Annotated in this window: 19 protein-coding genes; 10 read left to right on the top strand and 9 right to left on the bottom strand. The window is 45.0% G+C overall.

What is annotated here, in order from left to right:
- Positions 1 to 34 precede the first annotated feature (34 nt).
- From J4N45_RS19375 to J4N45_RS19360, 4 genes are all read left to right on the top strand, one after another.
- Complete coding sequence (locus J4N45_RS19375; protein WP_042474713.1) at positions 35 to 370, top strand: cupin domain-containing protein; 336 nt, start codon at positions 35 to 37, stop codon at positions 368 to 370.
- A 25-nt stretch (positions 371 to 395) separates the two neighbouring features.
- Entirely contained in the window at positions 396 to 1325 is a 930-nt protein-coding gene (gene kdgK, locus J4N45_RS19370; RefSeq protein WP_128648386.1) for a 2-dehydro-3-deoxygluconokinase, read from the top strand.
- Between the two features lie 13 nt (positions 1326 to 1338).
- Complete coding sequence (locus J4N45_RS19365) at positions 1339 to 1962, top strand: bifunctional 4-hydroxy-2-oxoglutarate aldolase/2-dehydro-3-deoxy-phosphogluconate aldolase (RefSeq protein ID WP_042474720.1); 624 nt, start codon at positions 1339 to 1341, stop codon at positions 1960 to 1962.
- Between the two features lie 324 nt (positions 1963 to 2286).
- Positions 2287 to 4038, top strand: a complete 1752-nt coding sequence (locus J4N45_RS19360) for a sodium:solute symporter family protein (protein ID WP_252016160.1) — start codon at positions 2287 to 2289, stop codon at positions 4036 to 4038.
- 711 nt (positions 4039 to 4749) lie between these two features.
- Here the strand turns inward: J4N45_RS19360 and J4N45_RS19355 are convergent.
- Genes J4N45_RS19355 through kduD form a run of 4 tightly spaced genes read right to left on the bottom strand, consistent with a single transcriptional unit; the run spans position 4750 to position 7049 of the window.
- On the bottom strand, positions 4750 to 5385 hold the full coding sequence (locus J4N45_RS19355; protein WP_252016159.1) for an RpiB/LacA/LacB family sugar-phosphate isomerase: 636 nt from the start codon (positions 5383 to 5385) through the stop codon (positions 4750 to 4752).
- A 41-nt stretch (positions 5386 to 5426) separates the two neighbouring features.
- Positions 5427 to 5747: a cupin domain-containing protein gene (locus J4N45_RS19350; RefSeq protein ID WP_252016157.1), complete on the bottom strand. Its 321-nt coding sequence runs from the start codon at positions 5745 to 5747 to the stop codon at positions 5427 to 5429.
- Between the two features lie 9 nt (positions 5748 to 5756).
- On the bottom strand, positions 5757 to 6272 hold the full coding sequence (locus tag J4N45_RS19345; RefSeq protein WP_252016155.1) for a YgjV family protein: 516 nt from the start codon (positions 6270 to 6272) through the stop codon (positions 5757 to 5759).
- A gap of 15 nt (positions 6273 to 6287) precedes the next feature.
- Entirely contained in the window at positions 6288 to 7049 is a 762-nt protein-coding gene (kduD, locus tag J4N45_RS19340) for a 2-dehydro-3-deoxy-D-gluconate 5-dehydrogenase KduD (protein ID WP_252016153.1), read from the bottom strand.
- A gap of 256 nt (positions 7050 to 7305) precedes the next feature.
- Between kduD and kdgR the strand changes: the two genes are divergently transcribed.
- The 3 genes from kdgR (at position 7306) to J4N45_RS19325 (ending at position 10765) form a co-directional block, all read left to right on the top strand.
- Positions 7306 to 8088, top strand: a complete 783-nt coding sequence (gene kdgR / locus J4N45_RS19335) for a DNA-binding transcriptional regulator KdgR (protein ID WP_252016151.1) — start codon at positions 7306 to 7308, stop codon at positions 8086 to 8088.
- A gap of 87 nt (positions 8089 to 8175) precedes the next feature.
- Complete coding sequence (locus tag J4N45_RS19330; RefSeq protein WP_252016149.1) at positions 8176 to 10044, top strand: DUF294 nucleotidyltransferase-like domain-containing protein; 1869 nt, start codon at positions 8176 to 8178, stop codon at positions 10042 to 10044.
- 1 nt (position 10045) lies between these two features.
- Complete coding sequence (locus tag J4N45_RS19325) at positions 10046 to 10765, top strand: exonuclease domain-containing protein (protein WP_252016147.1); 720 nt, start codon at positions 10046 to 10048, stop codon at positions 10763 to 10765.
- A gap of 77 nt (positions 10766 to 10842) precedes the next feature.
- Here the strand turns inward: J4N45_RS19325 and J4N45_RS19320 are convergent, their stop codons facing one another.
- From J4N45_RS19320 to J4N45_RS19305, 4 genes are all read right to left on the bottom strand, one after another.
- Entirely contained in the window at positions 10843 to 11520 is a 678-nt protein-coding gene (locus tag J4N45_RS19320; protein WP_446570081.1) for an oligogalacturonate-specific porin KdgM family protein, read from the bottom strand.
- Between the two features lie 11 nt (positions 11521 to 11531).
- Positions 11532 to 12713 (bottom strand): alginate lyase family protein, encoded by a 1182-nt coding sequence (locus J4N45_RS19315; protein ID WP_252016143.1) that lies wholly within the window; start codon positions 12711 to 12713, stop codon positions 11532 to 11534.
- 201 nt (positions 12714 to 12914) lie between these two features.
- On the bottom strand, positions 12915 to 14906 hold the full coding sequence (locus tag J4N45_RS19310) for a hypothetical protein (protein WP_252016141.1): 1992 nt from the start codon (positions 14904 to 14906) through the stop codon (positions 12915 to 12917).
- A 104-nt stretch (positions 14907 to 15010) separates the two neighbouring features.
- Positions 15011 to 16777: a sodium:solute symporter family protein gene (locus J4N45_RS19305; RefSeq protein WP_252016140.1), complete on the bottom strand. Its 1767-nt coding sequence runs from the start codon at positions 16775 to 16777 to the stop codon at positions 15011 to 15013.
- 626 nt (positions 16778 to 17403) lie between these two features.
- On the opposite strand from J4N45_RS19305, the gene J4N45_RS19300 reads away from it, so the two are divergent.
- The 3 genes from J4N45_RS19300 to J4N45_RS19290 all read left to right on the top strand — a co-directional run bounded on the left by J4N45_RS19300 (position 17404) and on the right by J4N45_RS19290 (position 22703).
- Positions 17404 to 19170 (top strand): sodium:solute symporter family protein, encoded by a 1767-nt coding sequence (locus J4N45_RS19300; protein WP_252016138.1) that lies wholly within the window; start codon positions 17404 to 17406, stop codon positions 19168 to 19170.
- A gap of 93 nt (positions 19171 to 19263) precedes the next feature.
- Complete coding sequence (uxaC, locus tag J4N45_RS19295) at positions 19264 to 20700, top strand: glucuronate isomerase (protein ID WP_252016136.1); 1437 nt, start codon at positions 19264 to 19266, stop codon at positions 20698 to 20700.
- Positions 20697 to 22703, top strand: coding sequence for a heparinase II/III domain-containing protein (locus tag J4N45_RS19290; protein WP_252016134.1), 2007 nt, complete (start codon positions 20697 to 20699; stop codon positions 22701 to 22703). Before uxaC ends, J4N45_RS19290 begins: the two co-directional genes overlap by 4 nt.
- 69 nt (positions 22704 to 22772) lie before the next feature.
- On the opposite strand, the gene J4N45_RS19285 is transcribed toward J4N45_RS19290, so the two are convergent.
- Positions 22773 to 24101, bottom strand: coding sequence for a lysine N(6)-hydroxylase/L-ornithine N(5)-oxygenase family protein (locus tag J4N45_RS19285; RefSeq protein ID WP_252016132.1), 1329 nt, complete (start codon positions 24099 to 24101; stop codon positions 22773 to 22775).
- Positions 24102 to 24107: the final 6 nt, after the last annotated feature.

Below are 24107 nucleotides of genomic sequence, written 5' to 3'. Positions count from 1 at the left end.
GAAGTAGACAGTCACATCGTCTAGGAGTCAGTTAGTGCACAAGTTTTTCTCTGCTGATGAACACCCGTGGGAACAGGTAAGTCAAGGCATCAAACGCAAGGTAGTGGGTTTTACAGACGACCTAATGGCCGCACATCTTTGTTATGACAAAGGTGCAAGCGGCGTGATTCACAGACATGAGATCCACGATCAGATTGTCTATGTTGTCAGTGGTCGTTTTGAAGCCATTGTGGATGGTGAACGACGTGAGCTCAAAGCAGGTGATGCTTTTATGGTTAAGAAACTACTCGACCATGGCACCAAGGCACTAGAACAAGACAGCGTTCTACTCGATATATTTTCTCCTTCACGTGAAGACTTACTCAGTTAATCACACCAAAGTTGGATAGCAATCTATGAACCAATTCAAAATCGCAATCATCGGCGAATGCATGGTAGAGCTGCAGCGCAAAGATGAACTACTAAAGCAAAGCTTTGGTGGTGACACATTAAACACAGCTCTATACCTGTCTCGTCTGACTCAAGGTCGTGACATTCAGGTGAGCTATGTTACTGCTCTGGGCAACGACCCATTCTCTGCTGAAATGATCAACGCATGGTCAGAAGAAGGCATCGATACCTCTCTTATTCCACGTCTGAATGACAAGATGCCAGGCTTATACCACATCGAAACTGACGAAACTGGTGAGCGTACTTTCTTCTACTGGCGTAGTGATGCTGCTGCAAAGTTTGTTTTTGATCAGCAAGATAGCGCGACGCTTATTGAATCACTGCTAGAGTACGATGCGGTTTACCTAAGCGGTATCACCTTAGCTATCTTGACTGAAAACGGTCGCGAAAAGCTATTTAGCTTCCTTGAACAATTCAAGGCGAAAGGCGGTAAAGTTTTCTTCGACAACAACTATCGTCCAAAACTGTGGTCTGACCGTCTAACAGCAGTAAAAACTTACAAAGCTATGCTAGGCTTCACCGACACTGCTCTTCTAACATTTGAAGACGAGCAAGAGCTATTCGGTGATATGTACGTTGAACAGTGTATCGAGCGTACAAGCCAAGCTGGCGTAGCTGAAATTGCAATCAAGCGTGGTGCAAAAGAGTGCCTAGTGATTGCAAACGACAGTGCAAATTATGTTGCGCCGAAGCCAGTAGACAACGTTATTGATACAACGGCTGCTGGTGATTCATTCAGCGCAGGTTACCTTGCTAAACGCCTAACTGGCGGTGATGCGCTTGCATCTGCAGCAATGGGACACAAAGTCGCGGGTACAGTTATTCAACACCGCGGTGCTATTATTCCTAAAAACGCAACTCCAACTCTTGATTAGTAGGACAAATAACATGACGACATTGAACGAACAGCTAGCAAGCTTAAAAGTAATCCCAGTAATTGCGATCAACAAAGTTGAAGACGCAATTCCACTAGGTAAAGCGTTGGTAGACAACGGCATGCCTTGTGCTGAAATCACTTTCCGTACAGAGTGTGCAGCAGAAGCTATCGCTGTAATGCGTAAAGAATTTCCAGAAATGCTAATCGGTGCTGGTACCGTACTAACTAACGAGCAAGTAGACCAAGCGATCGACGCGGGTGTTGACTTCATCGTAAGCCCAGGTTTCAACCCACGTACAGTACAATACTGCCTAGACAAAGGTGTTGCTATCGTACCTGGCGTTAACAACCCAAGCCTTGTTGAACAAGCAATGGAAATGGGTCTACGTACACTTAAGTTCTTCCCAGCTGAGCCTTCAGGCGGCGTTAACATGCTAAAAGCACTAACAGCGGTATACCCTGTTAAATTCATGCCTACTGGCGGTGTAAGCCTTAAGAACGTTGATGATTACCTATCAATCAAATCTGTTCTAGCGTGTGGTGGTACTTGGATGGTACCAACTAACCTAATCGACGAAGGTCGTTGGGAAGAGCTAGGCCAGCTAGTTAAAGATGCAGTAGCGCACGTTAACTAATCGAGCTATCCTCTCATTTATCGGGAACAAAGCGAGCCTCCGGGCTCGCTTTTTTTGTCCCACAAATAGGGTAGTAATCTGCTCACATGCGATGCAAACCATTACATTCGCAATCGACCACGCCTATCAACCTCCAATCCTTGTCACAGCTTGAATTACACTTAACTAACTGTTTATTAGAGAATTTAATTTGTGACAAAATATGTTCTACAAATAACCCCAAACAAAGATGCGTGCCCCATCACACTTTAGGCGTATTGTATTACAAAAGTACAAGGAAATTCTTTACTATAATCGACAGTATGAATGATATAAGGCTGAAACATGACTATTGATACTCTTGTAGTACTCGCCTACTTCTTTTTCCTAATCGCTATCGGTTGGATGTTCCGTAAGTTCACGACATCGACAAGTGATTACTTCCGAGGGGGCGGTAAAATGTTGTGGTGGATGGTGGGTGCTACCGCCTTCATGACACAGTTTTCAGCATGGACGTTTACAGGTGCCGCAGGACGCGCGTTCAACGACGGTTTCGTTGTTGTAATCCTATTCTTAGCCAACGCGTTTGGTTATTTCATGAACTACCTCTACTTCGCACCGAAGTTCCGTCAACTACGTGTAGTGACGGCAATTGAAGCGATTCGTCAACGCTTCGGTAAGACTTCAGAGCAGTTCTTCACTTGGGCTGGTATGCCAGACAGCTTGATCTCAGCAGGTATTTGGCTGAACGGTCTAGCAATCTTCGTGGCAGCTGTATTCAACATCCCAATGGAAGCAACAATTGTTGTTACTGGTCTAGTACTGATGCTAATGGCAGTAACAGGTGGTTCATGGGCGGTTGTAGCGTCTGACTTCATGCAAATGTTGGTTATCATGGCTGTAACAATCACTTGTGCAGTTGCAGCATACTTCCACGGCGGTGGTCTAGGAAACATCGTAGACAACTTCCACGGCGACTTCATGTTGGGTAACAACCTGAACTACGTGAGCATCTTTATCCTTTGGGTAGTGTTCATCTTCGTTAAGCAGTTCGGTGTTATGAACAACAGCATCAACGCTTACCGTTACCTATGTGCAAAAGATAGTGAAAACGCGCGTAAAGCAGCGGGTCTTGCATGTATCCTAATGGTTGTTGGCCCACTAATCTGGTTCCTACCACCATGGTACGTAGCGGCATTTATGCCAGACTTCGCTGACCAGTATGGTTCAGTAGGTGGTGACGCAGCTTACCTAGCATTCGTACAAAACGTAATGCCAGCAGGTATGGTGGGTCTACTAATGTCAGCAATGTTCGCAGCGACTATGTCTTCAATGGACTCTGGTCTAAACCGTAACGCTGGTATCTTCGTGATGAACTTCTACAGCCCAATCGTGCGTCCACACGCATCACAAAAAGAGCTGGTTGTAGTAAGTAAGCTGACGACTATCATGATGGGCTTCATCATCATCGGTATCGGTCTGTTCATTAACTCGCTACGTCACCTAAGTCTATTCGACATCGTACTTAACGTTGGTGCTCTAATCGGCTTCCCAATGCTGATCCCTGTACTACTTGGTATGTGGATTCGCAAGACTCCAGACTGGGCAGGTTGGGCAACACTTATCGTTGGTGGTTTTGTTTCTTACATCTTCGGTATCTCACTACAAGCTGAAGACATCGAAAACCTATTCGGTATGGAACAAGCACTAACTGGCCGTGAGTGGGCTGACCTGAAAGTTGGCTTGAGCCTAGCAGCACACGTAGTGTTCACTGGTGGCTTCTTCATCCTAACGACGAAGTTCTACCGTGGCCTATCACCAGAGCGTGAGAAAGAAGTTGAGCAGCTATTCACAAACTGGAACACACCTCTTGTGGCAGACAGTGAAGAGCAGCAAAACCTAGATACGAAACAGCGCGGTATGCTTGGTAAACTAATCAGTACAGCTGGTTTTGGTATCCTAGCAATGGCACTGATTCCAAACGAACCAACAGGACGTCTACTGTTCCTACTATGTGGTTCGATGGTACTGACTGTAGGTATTCTACTGGTTAATGCTTCTAAATCTGGCAACAAGCAAACGCAAACAGCCAGCTAAATAAGTAAGCAACACAAGTCTCAAACGCCTCACTGTTAAGTGGGGCGTTTTTCTTTGCAGGAAGCGTTTCTGCGCTGAAATGACATCTACCATTATCTCTCCATACCAGTTGCCAGTTGCATCCAATGCAATCGAGACAGACCAAAGTCATTTTAATCTCCCTATATCCCCTCCCTACTCTTATCTCAGTCCTGCACGAGCATTAACGCAATGATTTGAGTTGGTGGAGTTTAATCACAATGAATCAGTGCTACCTATGCACAGGGAATCAAATCGCATTTCGCTAAAGTTAGGGATAATAATTCGTGGTGGCACGAGACAACCTTTTTCTGGTCACCTCCTCCACCTCTTTACTATTGTACGGCTAAGTTCTCACGACTCTCTGTTTCATCCACGTTGGGTTCAATCGATACCAACTTATGTGCACAGTCATAACAGATTGGGCGACTGCTGATGAATGAGATGTATCGAAAGTAACTTCGATCGCGTCTTTTTCCGCAGCAAGTACATTTAGCAAATCCATGAGTGGTCATTCAACACCTCCGATAAATTCCATTTAAATAAAGACTGATTGCTTCCTGCTATCGCTCTCTGCAGCGCATAAACACGAAGTAAAAAAAAGCCAGTCTCGAAGACTGGCTATTAAATTCCCGATAAGGAATGGAGGACAAACATTTGAACTGGTATGTCCTAGAGGCCACATAGTGTGCCTTAGTCAATCAGTGTGCGAACGTACTCAGCAATTTCAGGAACCTGGCAGTGAGCGAAGAAACACTCTTGGAACTGAGTGCTGCCTACCGCTTGCTTAACTAGCTCTTGGTCGATAGCTTTCAACGAAGAAACCACATCTTTGCAAACCGCAGCTTTAACTTCATTCAAGATTGCAGCATTTTGTTGTTGCGGTACAACACGCTCAACTGGGTAACCTTCACCGCGAGCGCCTGTGAATGCTTTTTCAAAGATATAACGAACATTAAGCTCACCAGCCCAACCAAAGCCTTTCGCAAATGCCAAAGAAATCGCATTACCATTGTTAATTTGGTTGAAAAGGAATGCATCAGATGGCTCAAGACAGTAACCACATACAACACCAGGGTGAAGGTTACTTGCCATTAGCGCACCTTGACCCGTACCGCAGCCCGTTACAACGAAATCTACCGCTTTTGAGTTCAGTAGGATGCTCGCCATAATACCAAGGTGGATATAGGTCAGATGATGATCGTTCTCATCCGTCATACCCGTGTTAAACACGTCATGACCTAGGCCGCCCGCGACATGGTTTAGCTCAGACAACACCATAGCGTTCTTTGGTGCTTGGCTGTTTTCCAACATTAGTGCAATTTTCATAACTTTTCTCCGGCGAGATTCATCGCCAATAATTTAAACTTTTAAACGAAATCTTTACGCATTGGTGTGAACGTGTCGATGAGCGTACCCGCTTCAACACAAACACAGCCGTGTTCAATATTTGGTTCTTTATACATGGTGTCACCCGCCTTCACGATGTGCTTTTCATCACCGATCGTAAACTCGAACGCACCTGATAGTACGTAGGTAAGTTGCTCATGCGGATGCGAGTGCATCGCGCCCACGGCACCTTTTTCAAAATGGACTTCAACCGACATCATGTTGTCGTTGTGCGCCAAAACTTTGCGACTTACGCCATCGCCCAAATCTTCTAACTGAATATTTTTGTTAAATACGAACATGTTTAAAACCTAGTATGATTGTATCTTGGTCGACGATTCTGTGTGCATTCGACATATGGTTGTAATATTCGTGGCGATAAGCGTCGCTTCGAGCAGCATCCCGCCGATAGAGCCCACTAAGATATTGTTTACCAACCAACACGCTGCCCCTATCAAAAAACCTACCCGCATAGCAATGCCCGAAAGAGCGAACATGCAATAGGTTCCTATTGCCGTGCCAATTATTGGCCACAGCTGTGACACGTCCTCGGCAAAATAAGCACCAAGAGCAGCAGCGAAACTTATAAACAACCAAGCCACTAACTTGGATTGTGTATGAATTGATGCAAAGGTTCTCAATGCCGACAATAAAGCCGCAACTGCAGAGATAAGTGAACCAAGCAATAAATAGTGGAGAAGATGATTGATATTAAAGACCAGCATTAGGATTTTGAGCTGTCTGTCATTTTTCTGGTAAAAGGTGGAGATTCCTAAACCAAAACTCAAAAAGCCTAATGCTTGTCCGACAGAAAATAGGTCAACCATCTTCTCGCAACCTAGTTAGCGAGACAGCCAGCCGCCATCAACCGCAATGGTGTAACCGTTGATGTAATCAGAAGCTTTTGATGCCAAGAATACGCATGGTCCTGCCAAATCTTCTGGCGTGCCCCAACGATCCGCTGGAATACGCTCTAGAATTTCTGCATTACGTTTTTCGTCTGCACGCAATGCAGCTGTGTTATTAGTCGCCATGTAACCAGGAGCAATGGCATTCACATTAATGCCTTCTTTTGCCCACTCGTTTGCCATTAAGCGAGTCACGCCCATAACACCGCTTTTTGACGCTGTGTAAGATGGCACGCGGATACCGCCTTGGAATGAAAGCATCGATGCAACGTTGATGATCTTGCCGCCTTCACCTTGTGCGATAAACTGTTTAGCCACTGCCTGAGACATAAAGAACACCGACTTGATGTTGATGTTCATCACGTCATCCCAGTCTTGCTCTGAGAAATCAATCGCATCGTTACGACGGATAATACCCGCGTTATTGACCAGAATATCGATTCTACCCAGCTCGGTCACCGCACGGTCTACAATACCTGGGATATCATCTAGCTTCATAAGATTGGCACGAATATCAACGAACTTACGTCCTGTCTCTTCCATCATCGCGATGGTGTCTGTTGGTTCAACGATGTTCACGCCAACGATGTCACAACCCGCTTTAGCAAGTCCTAGTGCCATACCTTGACCAAGACCAGTATCGCAACCCGTTACGATTGCTACTTTACCTTCAAGGCTGAATGAATCAAGAATCATAGTCTGTTCCTTTGTAGTGTTTGTTTGGTGAACAAAGGGGGTTGCTCACTGTGTTAAAACAAACATACACAAAAAATGACACGATCAAAAGTTATTTTTGAAATTGCGTTTCAATTTTTTATTTACCTTTTGTTTATTGTGATAGCCGTCTCACAAATTGGTTTCAAATTAATGAAATGGCTTTTTGAAATTGCTGACGTACACATTCTTGTCGGGTATAATTCATAACCATTGGAAACAAAAGCCAGAGCATGACATGGAAAAATCAACCCAACCAGAAGCAGTATCCTCCGTACTAAAAGTGTTCAACATTCTGTCTGCACTAGCAGAACAAAAGGAAATTGGTGTATCAGAGCTGTCACAGCGTTTGATGATGTCGAAAGCAACGACATACCGTTTCTTGCAAACAATGAAAACACTTGGTTACGTAGAGCAAGAGGGTGAGGCTGATAAATATGCTCTCACATTGAAACTATTTGAACTTGGCTCTAAGGCCTTAGAACATGTTGATCTGATCGATTTAGCAAATACTGAAATGGCTAAGATTTGTCATGTCATCAATGAGACTTCTCACCTTGGTGCGATAGATGAAGAGTCGATAATCTACCTGCATAAGATTGACTCAAGTTATCACCTAAGAATGCATTCACGTGTTGGTCGTCGAAACCCCCTATACAGCACGGCAATTGGCAAGGTCTTGATGTCACATATGTCTGAAGACGAAGTACGTGAGTTGTTGGCGAATGTTGAGTTTAAAAAGCACACTGAACATACTCATGAAAATGTCGAGCAGTTGCTTGAAGAGCTGAAACTCGTGCGAGAACAGCACTATGGTGAAGATAACGAAGAGCAAGAACCTGGTTTGCGTTGTATTGCCGTGCCGATCTACGATCGCTTTGGTGCGGCTATTGCCTCCATTTCAGTTTCTTTCCCAACGATTAGATTCGATGAAGAAAAGAAAGAAGAATACATTGCCCTGTTGCATACCGCAGGCCGTAACGTTTCAGAACATCTGGGTTTCCATAACTACCCAGTTTAAACAGCACCTCACCATTGAGCAGCATTCGTGCTGCTTTTTTTGCCGCCAGAATAATTAGTGAAACAGCGTTTTGATTTAAGGACATCTATGGGTACTTCGGCTTCCAATAACGTTTATGATTTTCTCGTCCACCTCGATCCGTTTGATCTTCTCCCAAACCATGTGGTGGAGTTACTCGCAGGCGCAGTCACCGTCAAGTATCTGGCTAAAGGTGAAAGCATCGAGTTCCAAGCAATGTGTGAGAAGCGTTTTCTCTATGTGATTCGAAAAGGAGCCATCGAACAACGCACTCAACTTAATAAGCTCAGAGCCCGCCTGGGAGAAGAGGATCAATTTGGGTTTACCTTTTTAGAGCCATTAAAGGATGCCGAAGATGGCTATCGAGCTGAGGCCATTGAAGACTCTTTACTGTACCTTATTCCTCACGCCATTATTCAAGAAACCTGCGAACAGCATCCTGAATTTAAGGACTACTTTGCCGCGACGGCTAAGACACGACTTCATTCTGCAATACGCTCCATCGTTAACAAAGAAGATAAGGGACTCTTTTTTCGCACGGTTGGTGAGGTGGCGAGTGAGAACATTACGGTGGTTAGAACAAGCGACTCAATAAAGTATGTCGCCAAAGCCATGTGCGGTAAAAAACGCAGCTCATGTGCGGTTGTGCTCGAGAACGAGGAAATCGTTGGACTGGTGACCGACCGAGATATGACGCAGCACGTTGTTGCGGAAGGTGTTGATACCAGTCGTCCCATTAGTGATGTTATGACCACCAATCCTATTCTTATCAATAGTGAAGATAAAGTCATTCAAGCCATCTCGCTCATGCTGCAATACAATATTCGCTGTTTACCTGTGGTAGCTAACCATCGAGTTAAGGGCTTATTAACTACTACTCATCTCGTTCATAACCACAGAACCCAATCTTTGTTTCTGGTAGAAAAAATTAAGTACGCCGACTCCATTAGCGCGCTCGCCAATCTTCGAGACGAAAAAGAGACCATATTCCAAGCCCTCGTTGAGAGTGGAGTCAGCGCAGAAATCCACGGTCAGGTCATGTCAATGATTATGGATGCCTTCACAAGACGTATTATTCAACTAACAGAAGAGGTGCTTGGCAAGCCCCCATGTGACTATGCGTGGATGGTGGCGGGCTCCCATGCTAGGAATGAAGTCCATATGTTGTCTGACCAAGACAATGCGCTCGTCTTAGCTAAAGACGCCACAGAAAATGACCGATTCTATTTCTCTTACTTCGCCATGCGCGTATGCAATGGTTTAGCCGCTGTGGGCTATCCACTTTGCAGTGGCAAGTACATGGCAGCAACAGCAAAATGGAACCAAAATGTAGAACGCTGGAAAGAGTATTACACAAAATGGGTGGCAAGCCCTGAATACAACAAGCTGCTAAGTATCAGTGTTTTCATGGAAATTCGCTCTGTTTATGGCAACGCCGATCTTGTCGAACAACTACAAAATCATCTGCACAATACCATTCATGCTAACCCACGCTTTATCCCCGCGTTGACCCGAGATGCGATAGAAACCTCCCCACCGCTTGGTATCTTCAATAGTTTGGTGTTAGAGAAAACTGGTGACAATACGAAATCACTTAATATTAAGAAATTCGCACTGAATCTAATCATCGATCTAGCTCGGATATACAGCCTAGCTGCAGGAGGCTCCCTTACGGGGACAGAGGAGCGTTTTCGCTATGCGGTAGAAAAAGGCACGCTTTCCCAAGAGAGTTGCGACAACATTATCGGTGCTTACCGTTTTCTGACTCAGGTTCGCTTTAAACATCAGCTAAACGCAATTCTTAGAGACGATACCCCTGATAATCACATCCGACCAGATGAGTTCAGTAGCTTTGAACGCAAACACCTCAAAGAGGCATTCAAGATCATCAGTGAACTTCAGGATGTAGCCAAGCTTAAATTTACTAGTGGATTCTGACATGTTAGCGAAAACACTTAGACGTCTTTTCTCAGATGAGAATAGAACACAGGTGATACACTCACAATTAGCGAATCAAAAATGGAATTCTGATTCTTTAGCGCATTTTTTTAATCGACCGCTTCCAGATCTTAAATCTCCGCTCAGCGAGCTAGAGTTTGTTGCGATTGATTTTGAAACAACCGGTTTAGAACCTCAGTCCGATCGTGTCCTCTCAATAGGCAGTGTAGAGCTCAACTACGAAGAAATTAATCTTGGTAGCATGAATGAGGTCTATTTACGTAATGAGAGCTTTGTTCGCGCGGAAAGTGCGGTAGTGAATGGCATCATGCCGCAGCAAGTATTGCTTGAGGGTATCGACTCAAGCGAAGCTTTTGACCAACTTCTCGAACGTATCTCCGGAAAAGTAATCATCGCTCACAGTGCTTGTATCGAGTATGGCTTCATCCAAACATTTCTGTCACAACGTTATGGTTTAGCCGATTTCCCCTGCTACATGGTGGATACTTTGGCCCTCGAAAAACAATTTAGCTACCTTGGAAAGAACCGAGGTCACAGTAGCTTTCAGCTCGATGATTTACGTCAACACTACAATCTTCCCCCGTATCAAGCGCATTCCGCTGCCAGTGACGCACTTGGATGTGCCGAGTTATTTTTGGTACAAGTCAAGCGGCTAAAGCTTTGCCACCGCCCACTTGCAGAAGTGCTTTGGCGACCATAATAAACTAACAAAAAAAGACCACTCTATGATTCCATAGAGTGGTCGAAACAACGTCAACAAGTAGAACGACTCATAAATCAAAAGCTATAGGTAATACCGATACGACTTCTAAGTTGACGGTCGCTAGATGTGCTTGAAACGGAAACATTGGCAAACTCTACATAAGGTCTCCAGTTCCAATCTTCTCCTTTGTATCCAAGCTTGAATAAAGCGTCCCAGTTAGTGTCACCATTGTTGAAGAACTTCTGGTCATCGTGACCTTTCTCGTAGTTACCTTCTAAACCAAACTGAAATCCGTTGTAGTTGTAGTCAATATTGGCTGTCACTTTACTCTTTTGCTCTCCAGAACGGTCATCCGAGAACTGTCTGAACTCATGACGATAGCGAAGCTTAGTGACTAGCCCAGAATCGAATTTGTATTGAGCGCGTAGTTGAGGCTTATAGGTAACATGTCCAGGGAAGAAGGTAATTGGCATACCTGGAATTAAAGTCCAATGATCATCAATCTTATATTTATAACCAAAGTCGAATTCATTCCCTTTCGACTGCCACTCGGAAAAAGGTTTTCCTTTTTGCATGGCCTCTACGCCAAAATATACGTTACCAACACCCGCTCCAATTTTTACTCGACTAGCATAAGTTTCACTTTCATGTTTATATTCTTGACGAAAGTCTAATGACGCAGCCGAAATTGAGGTACTAGCAACTAATGCTACAACCGCAGTTGCAGCTAATTTATATACTTTAGACACGATTTAATTCCTTTTTATTTAAATAATAGATTTGCTACTTTTTTGCTATTTACTTTTTCTTTACCAAGCTCAGAAAGAGCGTCTGTAAATAAGGGGGAACCATAAGCTTTTTGCGCATAGAGCAGATTCACATAGGCTTTAGATCCATCAAAACCTTTGAGTTCTTTATATTTCCATTCAGTCGGTTTGTTTGCGTGCTGGGCAATATACTCGTAACCTTTTTTAAGCGAGTGTTTGTCAACCTCATACAGCCAAACATCAACGCCTAACTTGTCACCAAAATGGCCCAGATGGTTATAAGCCTCTAAATTGAAATTTGAATAATGCCAAGGGCGAGTTCGCTCAAGTTCGCCATGCTGGCGACCGTTCATATCGAATTGACTGCCGATTCTTCGCATCTGGGTAATTCTGAGACGCTTCTTAGCGATATCATCATCGCCCACAAAAATTGCAAAAGCGGCAACTTGAGCGTCATACCACGTACCATGGTTGTTATGCCAATTGTCTTCTTCAAAGCCGTGATTACTGGTGAGTAGCCAATCATTGAAATCGCTGAACCAGGCCACAATCGCTTCGTATTGAGAAGGCTCTATCTCATCTTTGAGGATGTTAATGCTATCAAGTACTGGAATAAGCAAACGGCTATCGATGATACCTATGCCCCGACCATCAACAATACCGGGTATCGCTTGAGCGTGATTGAGGTTTGGATTCATTCTTGTTGTTGGGTCAACAAACCAGGCATTTAGCTGCGCGACGGCCTTGTCTGCATAGGCCTTGTCATCAGTAAAGTAGTAAGCCAGACCTAAATCCGTGACATCTTTTGCGAAGCGGATAAACCGGTGTTTATCTGTAGCAGCACTTTTTGTTGCCATGTTGTATTCACCATCTCGACGAACATAAGGCAATCCATCCTTAGTATCTGGATTTGGCCACCAATAAGGCCCGAAGCTAAAGTAGTCGTGCTTATCTCCACTCGCTGGTAATAGTGTCTTATTAGTTACTGGATCAATGTCAGCCTCTAATGCTTTATTGGCTTTTTGCACCAGCATTTCAAAGGAGTTTTTCTTGATATAAAGGTGCTGCTTATTATATTCCATGGCAGATTCATCATATGATATAAAATTAATCTCACCAGCTACAGAACCAAAAGACAATGCTATTGAAGCGACTAGAAAAGCTTTGCGAAAAATCATAAAACCTCCTTAATTGATTTACTTACATGCTAATTGAAACATCGGTTCAAAAAAGAGATCAAGATCATTTAACTTCATTTAAAGATAGATAAATATGTCAAATGTGACTTTCATCAACAACTGTACACTGAAATAAATTGTGGTTTTTAAAACAAAAAGAAAGAGCTTATGGAAAGCTCTTTTTACAATTAAAATGGTATATTAATACGCCCTAAACTTTACGTACTGACAGTTATTATCACTCGTAAACGTTATTGTAGTGCCTGTAATTGCGCTACCGCTAACATAATTTGAGCTAATATTCATGCTGCCATTGCCATCAATGCTCGACAGTGTGCCTCTAAAATCACAGCTATCGTTGCTATCACTATCCCAAACCTGTACGTTTTTGCCTGCAAGATCCCTATCTAGCGTAATGCACTCGGTTAAAGAAAGATCGATCTCCATCTTACTGCCCCAAGCATATTGAGCTGTTGTCGTACAATCACCTGAGACTGGAGGATCTACTGGCTCTACTGGTTCCCCTTCTTCTGGCGGCCAAGAGCCTCCAGCGATGCTCACCCCTGAACTTGGTATTTGCTGGTAGACCCCTTCTGCCAACTCTTGATTCCATGTCGAAACTGGCTCACCATTAATATTCAGATGTTGGTATTTCGTCCCATCCCAGTTAAGTGCATATTCCACCCCAGGTTCGTCGAACAATCCCCAACGCACTATAGTAGCACCTGCACTTTTCGCTTTCTGGAGTGTGTTATCAACCAGAACATTGTTTGGCCCTGTTGGACCGGACCATTTACTCGCATGATCACCCGATCCCACCCAAATAGGCTGCCAAGTTGCACCAGATTCCGGAGCACCATTTGACCAACTGCGATGTTCGAACGGGACCTCAATTTGGTTGGCACGAATGAGATTATTGCGCTCCCAACCGCCATGAAGATTCATATCAACATTGAGTACATTACGCTCGACGATATTACCGGTCGCGGACCATTGTAGGGCTAAGTGGCGAATGTTTCGGATATCGTTGTTGTGAATCCAACTATTGTAGAGTTTCGAGCCTCTAATATAGCCGTTACCACCAGCACCTTTGTTCCATGAGCCGTCAATCTTGTTGTTCGAGATGGTAATATCTTTTGCAAACTCGGTAACGATAGGATGAGAACCTATCATATCGATTTGAACGTTATCGACCCAACCATTGTTCGCCCATTTAAGGATGATTCCATGAATGGCATCTTGCGCACAGACATTCTCATATCGGTAGAGAACACCATTAGGATTACTCTCTGATACCTGGTTGCGATTGTATCCCTCACAATGACTGCCCTTTGTATCCAATGTGAGGTAGAAATCTTGTAACCCAAAATTTTCTATTGCACTTACTGGCATCACACGGCTGTTGTAACCATTTTCATTGTTGAGCGGGACATCAAACTCAAGCGGTCTATCCAGCGTCACGGTATTAGCGCCACTATTCACCGACGCAATATTGAAGATTTGCGTGCGCATGTGACCCGTTTTAATATGACTTGCGCTGCGTCTTGACTCGGGCACCTGCCCTAGATCAAGAAACGCCTTGTCGCTAGCTGCGCCAACATAAATCAAATCACCTTGGCTAAACTCCGCTGCTTTCCCTGATTCCAAGATAAGCGTGCGATCCCCCATTTTGGCAGGTTGCCCAAACTCTATACTATGCTTCCAATGGAAGTTGACACTACCTTCGTAAGCTTGTTCTTTGGGGTGTTTTTCACGTGTCTCTACTCGGAACACACCAAATCCAGGCCAGTACTTTTTATCAAAGTCCGGCGCATTACTCGCATCGACACCATAAGGCGACCATGAGCGAGCCACAATTTTTGTCCCTGTGAGTGGATCACTACCTGCTCCTTTGATCACCACGCCCGATTTGTCGATGTGGATTTCGTCGCTCAGATTAATCTCACCTTTGGGTAATACGATGACAGTATTCACCTCGCTAGAGGCACTGATATGGTTATCGATGATGGCTTGAAGTGCTTCTGAATCATCGATGCCATCGTTGGCAATCACACCATGGTCGACAGCATAAATCGTATTCTGAAATTGCGTAGGCAATGCTTTACCTTTTTCATAACCAGGTGAAGCTAATCCATAGGCACTATAGAGGGTAATTGGTAGCAGCAGTGCTAGTTTGTTCACTTTCATTTTCACGTTGGTCTCCCTTCCGTGTTTATTGATATGTTATGTGGGTGATAAAAGAGGAGCTACTGTGAACTGCGTAGCTCCTAATTAAGGGGGGATAGAGATGTAAAACCTTAGCTCGCCGTGCTTGCGGTTAGCTTATCGGCTTGCTTAGCGCTTTTAAGTAACAAACTACCTACGGTGACAATGACAGCTCCACAGAACACGAATGCCATTCGACCCCAGAATGGATTTGGAATCAGCACCATTAAGGTAACCAGTGCGCCAAACACAAGAATCAGCTTACCAAGCATATTACGTTGCTGGCGGTCGTACTCGTCCTGACCTGCTTCTTCAATAACTGGTGTCGCAACATCATCCCAAAACTCCGTAAGTTCTTGTTTGCGCTCGCCAACAGGTGCTTTGTAGAACTTAGTTGTTAGGCAGAAGAAACCACCAGTAATGAATAGATGACCCATAATGCCGAGTAGGACTTTAAGATCTTTTGCTTCGCGACCGGTAAATGGTGTCTCTAGATTCAGCCAGTTAGCGACAACATCTGCCGTGATAACAAAGCTCACTAAATAAGAAACAACGATACCCACTACCAATGTTGCCCATGCAGCCCAATCAGGAGTTTTCTTAATGAAAATACCGAAGAAAAGCGGAACTAGGATTGGCATCTGAAGCAAAGTACTTACATACATCATCGCGTCAAACAAGCTCAAGCCGCGTAGCGAGTTAATGAACAATGCCACAAGGATAATCAAACCGCCGAAACACATAGTCACAAGTTGACTAACACGCATTAACTTTTTGTCGTCTGCTTTCTTGTCGATGATCGGCGCATAGAAGTTACGCACGAAGATACCAGAATTTCGGTTTAAGCCTGAGTCCATTGAAGACATAGTCGCAGCAAAAACAGCTGACATCAGTAGACCGACCATACCAACAGGCATCGCATTTTCTACAAAGACCAGATACACCGCATCTGCCGCTTTTTTACCAAGCTCAGCCGCATGCACCGTCGCCGCATCTGGATACATTACCGCTGTTACCCAAGGTGGCAGGAACCAAATAGCCGGACCAATAAGCATTAGCACAAAAGCAAGTAATGCGGCTTTACGAGCGTTGGTCGAATCTTTTGCTGTAAGAAAACGATAGGAATCTTGCATGTTGTTGATATTTTGTAGCTGCTTAACAAACATAAAGATAAACCAAGATACGAACAGCAATGAATAGTTCATATCAGAGCCCATGATCGAATCCGCTGGGAACTGCTCAATCAGATTTGACGGACCACCAATTTTAATCAATGCCGCAACCGCACAAACCACGGTTACCGCCATGATCACCACCATCTGTACAAAGTCTGACGCCACAACGCCCCACGCACCGCCAATCACTGAGATAAACAGTACGATCAAACCCGTCACCACAATGGTGGTTTCGATATCCACTTTAAATACCGCACTCACGAATAGAGCAAGGCCGTTTAGCCAGATACCCGTGTAAACAATGCTGGTTGGCATGGTTGCCCAGGTAAAGACCTGCTCATTGGTGGCCCCAAAACGGCGGCGTACACCCTCAATAGGAGTGACAACGCGCATTTGACGGAAGCGATAAGAGAAGAACAACCAAGAGAGTAAGAAACCAAACGCGTTGGCCATGAACACAACCATAATAGGGAAACCGTCGGTAAAGGCTTTACCTGCGGCACCTGTAAAGGTCCAAGCACTGAACTGAGTCATAAAGGCGGTAGAGCCCACCATCCACCAGAGCATTTTACCGCCCCCACGGAAGTAGTCACTTGTAGAGCTACCCGCGAAGCGTTTAAAGATGACGCCTATCGCTATCATAAAGATAAAGTAAACGCCCACGACGAGCATATCGACATTCATTCTGAACTCCTTTTACATTTTTTGTCTTTGTAACTTTTTAAAACTCCGTTTCATTATTTGATAAATACCGTTTTTATAAAGATCAATTCGCATGATATGTGACCTATGTAACTAAATATGTCCAACAAGTCGCTTTTGTGTTAATGCGATCAAATAATGCGCAATGGGAGGAAAAAACACGTCAGATACCGATAGGCTTCTGAGCTAAAGAAGTAGTTAAGCCAAGACTACAACAGAGTAGAAAACCAAATAATTACTTTAAAATCATCAACCTAAGACTTAACTGAGAGAAGCAAATTATCATCAAACCAATGACATATCCTCAAGCTAGCTCTGACTGGTACTCATCCTTAGATAGCTTTAACCCTCTGACTTTGAGAGGTCATAACCCATTGAAGTTGAGAGTTCCGCCATCAACATGCCCCATCTTAGTCACCTAGCCTCTCAATGCATTCACTCTTCAAATGACTCCCCACATTACACCCCCTACTTTCATAAAAAAATGAAAAACCGTTTCATTCATCACAAAAATGGATAGAAGTGTAGCGCCCACACCTCAGTTATTGCATTATTGAACCACTGTTTTAATTTTTAAAGTTCACAATTTCATTTTAGGGGTAAGTGTAATGAATATCGACATTTTCGTTGTCGGCGTCTACTTCATCTTCATGATCGCTGTAGGTGTCATATTCAAGCGTCTCGCTGGCAGTTCAACCAGCGACTACTTCCGTGGGGGCGGCAAAATGCTCTGGTGGATGGTGGGCTCTACCGCCTTCATGACGCAATTCAGTGCCTGGACGTTTACTGGTGCTGCAGGTAAAGCTTTCACAGATGGCTTTCCGATTATGGTCATCTTTATGGCTAACGCCTTCGGCTTCTTGCTTTCATGGTTGTTCTTCTCTTATCGCTTCCGCCAGATGCGTGTGGTAACGCCTGTAGAAGGGGTTCGACGTCGTTTTGGTGCAACCAATGAGCAGGTCTTTACCTGGGCAACCATGCCAACGAGTATCGTATACACCGGTATTTGGCTTAACGGTCTTGCTTTGTTTGTGAGTGCGGTGTTCAAGATCGACATTGAAACTACGATTGTGGTTACAGGTTTGATCGTACTGTTTATCTCTGTGATCGGCGGCTCTTGGGGTGTGGTCGCGTCTGACTTTGTACAGATGGTGGTGATCATGGCGGTAACTGTGGTTTGTGCAGTTGCGGCATTGATTAAGATTGGCGGTCCATCAAACCTGATTGAGCAGTTCCCAGCAGACTCGATTATGGGTCCAAACATGAACTATCCACTACTATTTGTAGCTTGGTTTATCTTCATGTTTGTCAAACAGCTTCAAAATATCAACAACATGCAGGACTCTTACCGTTTCCTAACGGCTAAAGACTCTACCAATGCACGCAAAGCGGCATTGCTTGCCTTCGTTCTCATGCTAATCGGCCCAGCGATTTGGTTTATGCCGCCTTGGGTAACCGCGGTTCTCTATCCAGATGCGGCACTGGCTCACGCTGACGCGCTGGGTGGAAAAGCAGCAGATGCTGTATATCTGGTATTCGTAGAGCGAGTCATGCCTGTCGGTATGGTGGGTCTTCTGATGTCTGCTGTGTTCGCAGCAACCATGTCTTCGATGGACTCAGGTCTAAACCGTAATGCGGGTGTCTTTGTTCGCAATTTCTACAGCCCGATCATCAACAAAAATGCGTCTGAGAAGAAGCTAATGCGCGTGAGTCAGGGTGTAACCGTTGTCTTCGGTGCTCTAATCATCGCAGTCGCACTCTTCATTAACTCGCTGCGTGGTCTAAGCCTGTTCGATGCCATGATGTACGTCAGTACACTGCTGCAAATGCCAATCCTAGTTCCTCTGTTCTTCGGTATGTTTATTAAGAAGACACCAGACTGGGCAGCATGGGCAACATTGGCTGTCGGTATGGTGGTGTCTTACATGGTGAGCTTTGTGATTACGCCTGACGTTATCGCTAACCTGCTTGGTATCGAGGGTGGTTTCACTAGCCGTGAAGCAGCAGACATGACCGTCATGAACGGCATCATTGGTCACCTAGTATTTACCGGCGGTTTCTTCTGCCTAACAACTAAGTTCTACAAAGAACCTGTGGGCGAGCGTGAGACTGAACTCAACGAGTTCTGGACTGACGTAGCCACTCCAGTTGTTGAAGAAGCGGGTCAAGACACGGTGGATCGCCAGCAACGTAGCATGCTTGGAAAGTTAATCCTGGTGTTTGGTGCTTTGGTTATCACCATGGTTCTTATTCCGAACCCATTCTGGGGTCGCATGGCGTTCCTATTCTGCGGTGGTGTTGTTCTAACGGTGGGGGCTTTACTGCTTAAAAGCGCAAAAGAAACCACAGTTCTCACTCCACAAGCACAAAGCTAATTGACCTTACAGGGGCTGGTCACCAGCCCCTTGTTTAGAGTGTTAAGTAAGGCAAAAAATCAGTGTCTTACTTAGTATTTTGAGACAAAGCGTATGAGCAAAGACTATATCAACGACAATTTTCTTTTAGCATCACCTCTCGCGCAGCATCTTTATCACAGCTTCGCAAGCGAGATGCCAATTATCGATTATCACAACCACCTTGATGCCAAAGAAATTTGGGAAGACTACTGTGCTAGCAATATTGCCCAAAGCTGGTTGCACAGTGACCATTACTTGTGGCGTGCCATGCGTAGCAATGGTGTGGATGAGTACTATGTTACTGGTGATGCAAGTGATAGAGAAAAGTTTGAAAAGTGGTGCGAGACTGCCCCGTTTATTTTAGGTAATCCCCTCTATCAATGGTCGCATCTAGAATTAAAGCGATTCTTCAATTGCGAGCTATTGCTAGATCCCAAAAACAGCGACGCCATCTGGGCACATTGCCAATCAGAATTGGCGACGCAAAGACTCAGCACTCGAAATGTGTTGAAGCAGTGCAAGGTCAAAACGCTTTGCACAACCGATTCTCCCTTGTCAGAGCTTAACTACCACCAGCTCATCGCCGAGTCTGATTTCGAGGTAGACGTACTACCGACATTTCGAGCTGATGATCTGTTTGGCTTTACCGATGTCGAAAGCTATCGCCGCATTATCAATACATTAGAACACCTAACGGAATGCGACATAACGTCTCTTAGTGATCTGATGCATGCCATCACGATAAGAATGGACGTATTCCATAACTTGGGCTGTCGACTCTCTGACCTTGGGCTGACTATCGTTGAATTTGAGTCTTGCTGCCAAAACAAAGCATCAGACATTTTCCAAAAAGTCCTCGAGCAACACCCCCTAACAGACAAAGAAGTCATTCAGTTCAAAACCTATCTATTTCAGGAACTTGGTAAGCAATACCATGCGCGCGGCTGGGCAATGCAAGTTCATATCGGTGTACTCGTCAATGTGAACGAGAGAAGAAAGCTGGCTCTCGGTGGTGGGACTGGATTCAGTGTGATTAATGATCGTTTGATCGCCGAAGGGCTAACACAACTGCTCAGCGCGCTCGATGCCAGTGACCAACTACCAAAAACCATCCTCTACAGCGTCAATCCAAATCACAACGCCCTACTCAGCTGTATTGCTGGGGCATTCCAAGACAGCGATACCGCAGCCGGAAAAATTCAGTTTGGCGCAGCATGGTGGTTTAACGACCACAAAGATGGCATGGAGGCTCAGCTAACCACGCTCAAAAACCTCGGAGCGCTCGGTCGCTTTGTTGGCATGTTAACGGACTCACGAAATATTTTCTCAATGAGTCGTCACGAATACTTCCGCCGCGTTCTATGTAACCTCCTCGCATCTTGGGTAGAGAGTGGGGAATTGCCCAACGATGAGAGTCTTCTCAAACAAACGATTCAAAATATCTGTTATTACAATGCACTGCGCTATTTCAACTTTCCTCAACATGAAGTCACAGGGGACGCACAATGATCCAATTCAGTGAACAACAAATCCAAACCATTAGACAGCGCGCCTCTGAAGAGACTATTTCACAACTAATTAAAGATAATGAGGTGGTACTCAACAGCGACACACTAGTACCATCAGACGGTCGTGCAACCTGGAACCTCTATTATTTTTGCCCCGAGCACGGCGTTCGTCTGACTTGGGATAGAAACAAACCTAACTCTCACTGCTGTCCTGTCGATGGCAAAGAGTTTACTGGTGAACCTTATGACGGTGCATGGTGGCGTTGGCTGAACGGATTAAATGCAAAGGCTTGCTATGACTTAGGTCTACTTTGGAACCTTACTGGGGAGTCGCGCTTTCTTGAGAAAGTAAAAGAAATCCTGCTGCAGTCTGCCAAATATTATCCGGACTACGAAGTGCATGGTGGCATTCCCTACAATGGTCCAGGTAAAGCCAACGCACAAACACTTTGTGAAGCCAATTGTCACTTGGATCTAGCTCGCGGCTATGATTTTGTTCGCTCCGAGTTTACTGCCGAAGAACGTGACTACATAGAACAGCGTTTATTGCGTGAGGGCGCTGAGTTCTTGATGGAGTATCGTACCGATCAGTTGCACAACCATGAGATGAAAATCAATGCCACTATCGGTGTGATCGGATTAATACTCGACGAAAGCCGCTACATCGAATTCGCGCTGAATACTGACTACGGTATTCACTACCAACTCAATAATGGTTGTACCGAAGAGGGGATGTGGTTCGAAGGCTCAATCCATTATCATTACTATGCCCTGCAAGCACTGTTAAACTTCGAGAAAATGGCGTATCACACCCCTTACTCGGTGAGCTCAAATCCGAACTTCCTGAAGATGCTCAAGTTTCCATTGAACCTGGTACTAAATACAGGCGACTTCCCGCGCCTTAACGATTGTATTGCTGGGCAAGAGAAAATCACGCACTCTCATTTGTTCGAGTTCGCTTACGCTCAATACCCATGTGACGAGTTTGCAAGTGCTCTCTCTAGCATCTATCAGAACATCTCACGCGACAATATCGATGCACTGCTCTACGGTGTCGATAACTTACCGAAAGCGCTGCCGTTACAATGCCGCTCAATTCATACTCCGCAAGCAGGTGTGACGATTCATTACGATCAACTGCAAAATAACGCCATGCTTCTTAAGCACAGCCCATACGGCGGTGAGCATGATCACTACGATCGACTAGGCCTTATTCTGGTACGTAATGGCAAAGAGATCCTGCCCGATCTCGGTACCACTGGCTACGGAGCAGAGCTTCATTATGGTTACTACAAAAATACCGCCACCCACAACACACTCGTTGTGAATCAGCAAAACCAATCGCCAATTAACCCAACATTGCTGCACTTCTCCGACTCTCCGATCTGTAAGGTCATCGATACGTTAGCAGATTGGAATCAACCACCAGCGAAAGTTGATAGTCACACCATTGAGCAATGGGATAACGCCTCTTATCAGAATGTGATGTTTAGACGCATTCTATTTTGTGTGGGAGATGCGTACATTGAAGCAAACTTCATAGCGAACCCGCATAGACAACAGCTCGATTTGACCTACCATGTTCGAGGTACTCACTTCGAGCTTAAGGACTTTGAATCTTGCAAAAACCCGCTAAATGGACCGCTAGAACGGATGACCGAGACTCATATTTTAACTTCGGTTCAGGCCTACAACGGACATTACGACATAGAAGGTCAACAGCCATTTAAGCAACACATGCGCTTTGATTCGCCTTGTGATGTATTGATTGGTGAAGCACCGGATAATCCAGCAACGTCAAATTTAGCCTACACGCTAGTACGCTCTGATGCGGCAACATTGAATACAATAGTGCTGCACGATATGTCGAACTCGGATGGTGATACGACTCTTAGTGATGTCTCTTGGAATGACAACGAAGTATGCTTCAGCATCATTCAACAAGGGCAGACAACCGCGATCACCTACAACTTGCATTCACATTCTTTAAGAGTGCGCGCGTAAGTCAGAGAAACCTTCAAACACCAGTAAGCCCCGCATTCAATGCGGGGCTTACTGTTTACGGTGCACTGATCACGATGCAATATCGAGCGGGTTGCTATTTTGAACTATCTGCGGACTCGAAGAAGAGTGTAAATCCCAATCCATAATATTGCTTGAGCTGGTATTGTTATAGAGCAGTTTATCACTGACACTATTTAGGATTGTCGCCGCTCGCCAAGCGGCTAAGCTCAATTGGGGCTCAATAATACCGTGGTTGTGAGTACCCGAGTTCACGACAAATAGTTTGCTGTCAGTCGGCTGCTTCCAAAACGCCGCATAATCCTCATTCAATAAAGGACGCCCCAGCTCATCAAGTTGTAGCTGGTCAGCAATGTTCTCTAAACACGGCGCTAGCACTCGCTTGAACCCAGTACAAAGAATCACGACATCAGCCTGTAGGGCCTTAATATTATTAGTAATCCCATGCTTGAGTGTGAGCTGGTTTAGCTCATCTGCCGTTTCTAAACCTACTAGTTCCTGATGAGGCTGAATGCTCCACCACTTAGGGTTTTGCAACACATACTTGTCATGATACAAAGCCTGATAAAGGGTACTCAGGCAGTCGTCTGTAATACCGTCGCTGGTGAGTTTTTGCCGAGAGACTTCGCGTGCTTGCTGCGCTTTGTCCAGATGATAGAACTGATTCACGTAATCTGGCATAAAGAACTGGTCGCTGAAGCAACTCTCATCCAACCCTTCAAGATTTGCTCGGCGCGATACCCAATCAAGCTGACGCGGCTTACCAAAGTCACCCGCAAAGATGTGCTGAAAGATGTCAGCACCAGTTTGTCCGCCACCAATAATCACCACTCGCTTGCCGCGGAGATCAGGTTTGCGTTGCATCATTTCGTGAGCGTGGAAACAGTTGTCGGTCAGCTTACCCTTTGCACAATCCGGCACGACAGGTTGGGTTCCGGTCCCTACTAAAAGATGTTTGCTAGTGAGAGTCTGCCCGTTGGACTGAATAACAAAATGATCGCCTTCGAAACGCACATCACTCACCCCAGCATCGAACTGGGTGTTTGGTAGCTGTTTCGCGACCCACGCCATATAATCTGAGAACTCTAGACGAGAAATCATAAAGTCGCCGCGCGCCGTAAACGGATAGAACTTCTGTTTTTGGACCAAATAGTTCAAAAACGAGTATGGGCTTGTAGGGTCAACCGCGGTGACTAAGTCTTTTAAGAAAGAGGTCTGCATCTTGGCATGGTTTAGGAGCAATCCGGGATGCCACGTAAACTCTGGCTTTCGCTCCAAAAACTGCGTGCTGATCTCTGACTTCGGTGCTGCTAATGCTGCAATACTTAAATTGAACGGGCCAATGCCGACACCTACTAAATCAAAATCTATTGTTTTCATTCTATT

The organism is Vibrio sp. SCSIO 43140, from assembly GCF_023716585.1.
GTDB lineage: Bacteria > Pseudomonadota > Gammaproteobacteria > Enterobacterales > Vibrionaceae > Vibrio > Vibrio maritimus_B.
This window is presented reverse-complemented; position numbering and strand designations above follow the sequence as displayed.